At 63.7% G+C, this 7,154-nt stretch carries 4 protein-coding genes and 1 tRNA gene; 3 read left to right on the forward strand and 2 right to left on the reverse strand.

The features are described from left to right. Positions 1–614: 614 nt before the first annotated feature. Positions 615–3,029: an endopeptidase La gene (gene lon, locus RAH32_RS03600; protein WP_306605139.1), complete on the reverse strand. Its 2,415-nt coding sequence runs from the start codon at positions 3,027–3,029 to the stop codon at positions 615–617. 145 nt (positions 3,030–3,174) lie between these two features. Beyond that, on the reverse strand, positions 3,175–4,521 hold the full coding sequence (locus RAH32_RS03605; RefSeq protein WP_306605141.1) for an ATP-binding protein: 1,347 nt from the start codon (positions 4,519–4,521) through the stop codon (positions 3,175–3,177). A gap of 34 nt (positions 4,522–4,555) precedes the next feature. Between RAH32_RS03605 and RAH32_RS03610 the strand changes: the two genes are divergently transcribed. The 3 genes from RAH32_RS03610 to RAH32_RS03620 all read left to right on the forward strand — a co-directional run. Further along, positions 4,556–5,416, forward strand: a complete 861-nt coding sequence (locus tag RAH32_RS03610) for an MBL fold metallo-hydrolase (protein WP_306605143.1) — start codon at positions 4,556–4,558, stop codon at positions 5,414–5,416. 59 nt (positions 5,417–5,475) lie between these two features. Then, a tRNA-Asn gene (locus RAH32_RS03615) sits at positions 5,476–5,550 on the forward strand. A gap of 338 nt (positions 5,551–5,888) precedes the next feature. Next, positions 5,889–7,154, forward strand: a 1,266-nt coding sequence (locus RAH32_RS03620) for a recombinase family protein (RefSeq protein ID WP_306605145.1), incomplete at its 3' end; no start/stop codon positions are given.

The raw sequence follows: 7,154 nt of genomic DNA on the forward strand, positions 1-7,154 counted from the left end.
TCAGGACGGCCCCTGTTGTTAAACAACGTCGCCGTCGCCATTCAGCGTTGGGAAAAAGCCTCTTGGCCTCCAGACGCCAACCAGCCTTACCGAGCACCTGGAGCGGCACAAATACGTGACAGGTGCAACAACGGAGTTCGGCGGCAACGGCCTGTCAAGGCAAGGCGGAAGCGCGCTGTCCAAGATCATCGACGCAGTCCACGCAGCTTCCGGCAGCGAACTTCCCAAGGCCAACTTCGTGTCGTCGCGGAAGGTGGCGATGAACCGGATCAGGACAAGGAAATCTGCTGCATCATAACCCGCTTGGATATCGCCCGCGCTACCTATGGCAACGAGTTTACGCGATCAGCCATCAGTTCTTTCCCGAAGAGCGACATGCTCCAGAAGACGTTCCTTTCCGAGGAGGAGCTTCGGCACAGCTTCACCAGCTTCATGCCACGGCGCGGCCTTCTTCGGTGGCAGGTTCGCCGTAAGTTTTCTCTGACAAAGGCAAGATGCCCGCCAAGATGTTGGCGGGCATCCTTGTCATGCTTTTTAGGGCAGCGGGTCTAACACTCGGCCCCGTGTGTCCTGCTGAACGGAGTGTTTCAGTGCGACCCGGCCCCTTTCCTCATTCAGTGGGCGACGGCACCCGCAGACCGATCGTCGCGCGTCGCGGCGATCCGGGCCGCTTCGGCCGCCTCTTCGGCGGCCTCGTCCCATTCGACCGGTTCCGGCATCCGCACCAGGGCGTGCTTCAGGACTTCGCGGACATTGCTGACCGGGATGATGGTCAGCCCCGTCTTCACTTTGTCCGGGATCTCGGCCAGATCCTTTTCATTGTCGGCCGGGATCAGCACCGTCTTGATGCCCCCGCGCAGCGCGGCCAGCAGCTTTTCCTTCAAGCCGCCGATGGCCAGCACGTTGCCGCGCAGCGTCACCTCGCCCGTCATGGCGACATCCTTGCGAACCGGGATGCCGGTCATCACCGACACGACCGAAGTCACCATGGCGATACCGGCCGACGGACCGTCCTTCGGGGTCGCCCCCTCGGGCACGTGGACGTGGATGTCGCGGCGGTCGAACTCCGGCGGCTTGACCCCGATTTCCGGCGCGATCGAGCGCACGAAGCTTGATGCCGCGTCGATCGATTCCTTCATCACGTCGCCCAGTTTCCCGGTCGTCTTCATCCGGCCCTTGCCCGGCAGGCGCAGCGCCTCGATCTGCAGCAGGTCACCGCCCACCGAAGTCCAGGCCAGACCCGTCACCACGCCAACCTGATCCTCTTTCTCGGCCAGGCCGTAACGGTGGCGGCGCACGCCCAGATACTCCTCGGCCTTGGCGGCATCCACCGTCACGGACTTGACCTGACCCTTCAGGATCTCGGTCACGGCCTTGCGGGCCAGCTTGGCGATCTCGCGTTCAAGCGAACGCACCCCGGCTTCCCGCGTGTAGTAGCGGATCACATGGGTCAGCGCCTCGTCCGTCACCTCGAACTCGCCCTTGCGCAACCCGTTCGCCGCGATCTGCTTGGGCAGCAGGTGCTGGCGCGCGATCTCGCGCTTCTCGTCCTCGGTATAGCCGGACAGGCTGATGATCTCCATCCGGTCCAGAAGCGGCCCCGGCATGTTGTAGCTGTTGGCCGTGGTCACGAACATCACGTTCGACAGGTCGTATTCCACTTCCAGATAGTGGTCCACGAAGGTCGCGTTCTGTTCGGGATCCAGCACCTCGAGCATCGCGGATGCAGGATCGCCGCGGAAGTCCTGGCCCATCTTGTCGATCTCATCCAGCAGGATGAGCGGGTTGGTCGTCTTGGCCTTTTTCAGGGCCTGGATGATCTTGCCCGGCATCGACCCGATATAGGTCCGGCGGTGGCCGCGGATTTCCGATTCGTCACGCACGCCGCCAAGGCTGATGCGGATGAATTCGCGCCCCGTCGCCTTGGCCACGCTGCGCCCAAGCGAGGTCTTGCCGACGCCCGGAGGGCCGACGAGGCACAGGATCGGGCCTTTCAGCTTCTGGCTGCGCGTCTGCACGGCCAGGTATTCGACGATCCGTTCCTTGACCTTTTCCAGGCCGTAGTGGTCGGCATCCAGGATCTTTTCGGCACCGACCAGATCCTTGCGGGTGCGCGACTTGACGCCCCAGGGCAAAGCCAGCAGCCAGTCGAGGTAGTTGCGCGACACCGTCGCCTCGGCCGACATCGGGGACATCGACTTCAGCTTCTTCAGTTCAGCCTCGGCCTTGTCGCGGGCCTCCTTGCTGAACTTGGTCTTCTTGATGCGCTCCTCAAGCTCGGCGATCTCGTTCTGGCCGTCCTCGCCGTCGCCAAGCTCCTTCTGAATGGCCTTCATCTGCTCATTCAGGTAATACTCGCGCTGCGTCTTCTCCATCTGGGTCTTGACGCGGGACTTGATCTTCTTCTCGACCTGCAGGACGGACATCTCTCCCTGCATCAGGGAATAGACCTTCTCCAGCCGCTCGGCCACGTCCAGCGTGTCCAGCAGATCCTGCTTCTTGTCCAGCGCGATGCCCATGTGGCCCGCGACCAGATCGGCCAGCTTGCCGGGCTCCTTCGCCTCGGCCACGGCGGTCACGACCTCTTCGGGGATGTTCTTGCGGACCTTGACGTAACGCTCGAACTCCTCGGCCACGGTGCGGACCAGGGCGGTGACGGTCGCGGCATCGCCCGGCGTTTCGGCCAGGATGATGGCGGTGGCTTCGAAATGGTCGTCGTTCGGCACGAAATCGGTGATCTGCACGCGCTCGCGCCCCTCGACCAGCACCTTGACGGTGCCGTCGGGCAGCTTCAGCAGCTGCAGCACATTGGCCAGCACGCCGGCGCGGAAAATGCCGTCTTCCGTGGGTTCATCGACCGAGGCGTCCTTCTGCGCGGCCAGAAGGATGGGGCTATCCGATTCCATCACGGCTTCCAGGGCGCGGACCGACTTCTCGCGGCCCACGAACAACGGAACGATCATGTGCGGAAAGACCACGATGTCGCGCAGCGGCAGCACCGGATAGGTCGAAGATGCAAATTCGTTCATTAGGCGTTCCTTTCTGCCCGAAGCCGTGGCCCCGTCATGGCGACACACGGCCCCTGCGTGGTGACAATCTAGGGGTGCGTTACGCCACGTTCAATATGATGCAAAGAATACCGCATATTTCCCGATCCCGCACGCCCACCACCACCTATCGCGGGATCACGATTTCGGCGCGCAGCCCCCCCAGCCGCTGTCCCCGCCCCAGCCTCAACTGTCCGCCATGCGCACGCGCCACGTCCGCGGCAATGGCAAGGCCCAGGCCCGCACCCCCGCCACTGTTGCGTCCCCGCGCGGGGTCCAGCCTGGTGAATGGCCGCATCGCCGCATCCAGGCTGTCGTCCGGGATGCCGGGACCGTCGTCCTCGACCCCGATGCGCAGGCTGCGCGGCCCAAGCGTGGCATCCAGTTCCGCACGGGTGCCATAGCGTGCGGCATTGCCAAGCAGGTTTTCCAACGCGCGGCGCAGCATGTCGGGCCGGAAGGTCGCGCGCCCGCCAGCGTCGCCGTCCAGGCCGCGCAGCCTGGCCTGCTGGCCCGCGCGTTGCGCATCGGCAAGGATGGCCTCCAGGAACTCGGCGACCGGGACGGGTTCGGCCGGGCTGTCCTGCGCCTCGTCCCGTGCGTAATCCAGGAAGGCATCCACCATGCGGTTCATCTCTGCGATGTCGCTTTCCATCGCGCGCAGATCCTCGTCATCGGGGGGCATGTCGGACGACATCATCGACAAGCCCAGCCGCAGGCGCGTAAGCGGCGTGCGCAGGTCATGGCTGATGCCCGACAGCATCATCTTGCGCTGTTCGTTCTGGCGTTCCAGCCGGTTGCGCATGTCCAGGAAGGCGGTGCCCGCGCTGCGCACCTCGGACGCGCCAGAGGGACGATAGGCCACGATCCGGCCCTTGCCGTAATCTTCCGCCGCTTCGGCCAGCCGACGGATGGGACGCAACTGATTGCGCAGGAAGACCGTGGCGATCCCTGTCATCAGAAACGAGGTGAACACCATCAGCACCAGCAGCTGATGGGGATTGGACGCGCTGACCCTGCGGCGGTCGAAGGCCAGGGCATAGGGTCCGGCCTCGCCATCGATGGTGACGATCACCCGCTTGTCGTCGCTGGCCAGATCAATCGCCCGGATCGCGGGCAGCGTCTCGCGCAGCACCTCGATCACGATGCGGCCCGAAAAGTCATAGAACAAGCGTCTGTCGCCCTGTTGGCTGCCCGCAGGCTCACTGATGGTCACATCGAGCGGCACGGCGATTTCGCGGCCCGCGTCACGCTGTCCCCCTGCGCGATCGATGCGCGCCGCGACAAAGGCCAGTTCGCGCGCCATGCTGCTGGTCATTTGCCGGGTCACATCCTCGAAATGGCGCTGCAGGAACATGACGCTGACCACCAGCGTGACGACAACCACGGGCAGGAACAGGATCAGCGCCGCGCGCCCGTAAAGCCCGCGCGGCAGAAATCCCTTCAGCCAGCCGTCGCCTGCCTGGTTTGCCATGGAAACCCCTGTCGGTCGTGCTAAGGCTAATGGCATGGACGGACGGACGAAAGACCCCCTGCGCATCCTGGCCCCGAACCCGTCGCCGCTGACCGGGCCGGGCACGACGACCTTTCTGCTTGGCCGGTCCGAGGTCGCGGTGATCGACCCGGGACCCGACGATCCCGGCCACCTGGACGCGATCGTGCAGGCTGGGCGGGGTCGGATCAGCCATATCCTTGTCACGCACGCGCACCTTGATCACAGCGGCGGCGCGCGCCGTCTATCCGACATGACCGGCGCACCGATCCTGGCCTACGGCGACGCGCTGTCGGGCCGATCGCCAATGATGCGGCGGCTGGCGGATCAGGGCGTCGGCGGAGGCGAGGGGCTGGATCTGGCCTTTGCCCCCGACATTTCCCTTCGCGACGGAGACGTCGTCCAGGGCGACGGCTGGCAACTGGTAGCCATGCACACCCCCGGCCATGCGGGTGGCCATCTGAGCTTCCTGTGGGACGACCAGATCTTCTGCGGCGATCTGGTGATGGGCTGGTCCTCGACCATCATCTCGCCCCCGGACGGGGATCTGGGGGATTACCTGCGGTCGCTGGACCGCCTGGCGCAGTTACGGCCACGCCGCCTGCTGCCCACGCATGGCGACGCCATCGAGGAACCACTGGCCCGCCTGGCCGACCTGGCCGCCCACCGGCGCCAGCGCAGCGCCCAGATTTTGGCTGCACTGCGTAATGGCCCCGCGGATGCCGCAACGCTGGCGGCCCGCATCTATGAGGTGGCCCCTGCCCTGATGCCCGCCGCCACGCGCAACGTCCTGGCGCATCTTCTGGCCCTGTCCGATCTGGGCGCCGTGGCCCCGCTTGATCCGCTTGGTCCGGACACAAGATTCATGTCTTTGTGAAAAAATCCGCATTCGCCCTCTGGACGACCTTGCGGCCCATTGCTATACGGCCCCCGTGTTCCGGCGTAGCTCAGCGGTAGAGCAGTTGACTGTTAATCAATTGGTCGTAGGTTCGATCCCTACCGCCGGAGCCAGTATCCTATCACTAGCTTGAAGATATTGGATATTTCCCCTTCGTGACCGCAGTCCGGGGATGGAGTGCACGACTCGGTGCACATGGCGATGCCCAACGCATTGCACAGGAGGCTCCGAATGTCGCGGAGTCGAAACGGTCAAATACATCTATATCGCCGCGGAGCCGGCTACCTGTGGCGACGGCGATGGCCATCCGGCACCAATCGGCATCAAGCAGAAACAAACTGTTTTTTGTGTTTTTCTCTTCGCACTCAAGTCCCCTCCGACGCGAAGATACTGTCCGCTCGTCTCACAGGAGATTACTGACCATGCCTTCGCCATGACGGTGGGGAATGGAATGGCGATTGAGCCTCAGATCATGGCACGGATGCTCACCGAACTTGCTCGGTTTGAGATCGCAGCCTTTGAGCAGGAGAGAGCCTATGCTCCCGCCCGGTGCCCAGTTGCCGCTCGATGTGCCATGGAGCGACAGCTCGCGATCAGCGAAGCCCTCCGTCAGGCCTTAGCTGTTGGGGATCGAGAGGTCGCAAGGGCACCGCTCCGCACGGTTGCGAGACACCTCGGCATTCACCTGGATGAGAGTGACATCGACTGGCCGGCGCTGGCTTATCAAGCCAGCCGCGTCCTGGTTGATATTGCTAAAGAACGGGCGCGCCGCGAGGACGGGCAGTACATCAACCAGAGCGACTGGTTCCAAGCGGGGATGAACGTTGCTGCTCATTCTGCCAGGTTTACGCATGTGGCGAGCGCAGATTTGCTGGGCTCGTTCGCCTTGGCCGGAGATCGTGATCACACCCCATCCCAGTTCGCTTCGCGACCCGATGCCACCGGCTGTCGTGCTGTCGAGATCAAAGAGGGGGCGCAGTCATGTGCGCAGAAGACCGCTGGCTTGAAGGACCATAGTTCCGCAGCAACAAAGTACCAGCCCGTCGAACCTAACATATCTACCGCCGCGCCAATGCCCTTGCAGAAGCCACCGGCGGAACGTGTGAACAGACCTGCAACCGTTGATTTGCGCAAGCTATCTGATGGCAGTTGCCGGACTTTCAAGGCTGGACATGACCTGCACCTTGGGGAAATGCTGACGCTGCATTTCGAACTGAAAGCCCTCGGCTATGGCAACGATTGGTCCCGAATGCAGCGACCCAACCCAGCCGCTGGCAAAAAATGGGTCGAAAGCAATCTCGGGAAGCCGGAATTTGCAGTGAAGTACTGGGTCGAGATGCTGGGCGATATACCGGACCGGCCGGACTTCCTGCGCCTGTCGGCCGACCTAGCGGCGGGCCGCTTCGATCTCGTGCTGGCCGAGAGCCTCGACCGGATCAGCCGGCCGATGAAGGACACCGCCGAGTTCTACGCCATCGCCAGCTTTCACGGGATCGCCATCCACACAGTGGATGCGGGCGAGATCGACAAGCTGCGGATCGGCATCACCTCGATCATGGCCGAGATGCTCATCGACAACCTGCGCGCCAAGACCCACCGAGGACTGAGGGCACGGGTGGAGGCGGGGCAATTCCGCAGGGACTATACCCGCCATCTGGCCGAGCAGAACCGCGGCGCGGCGGACCGTATAGCCCGGCGCAACAGCGTCCTTCGTGGC

Origin of the sequence: Paracoccus yibinensis, from assembly GCF_030846195.1 — a bacterium.
GTDB classification, from domain to species: Bacteria; Pseudomonadota; Alphaproteobacteria; order Rhodobacterales; family Rhodobacteraceae; genus Paracoccus; species Paracoccus yibinensis.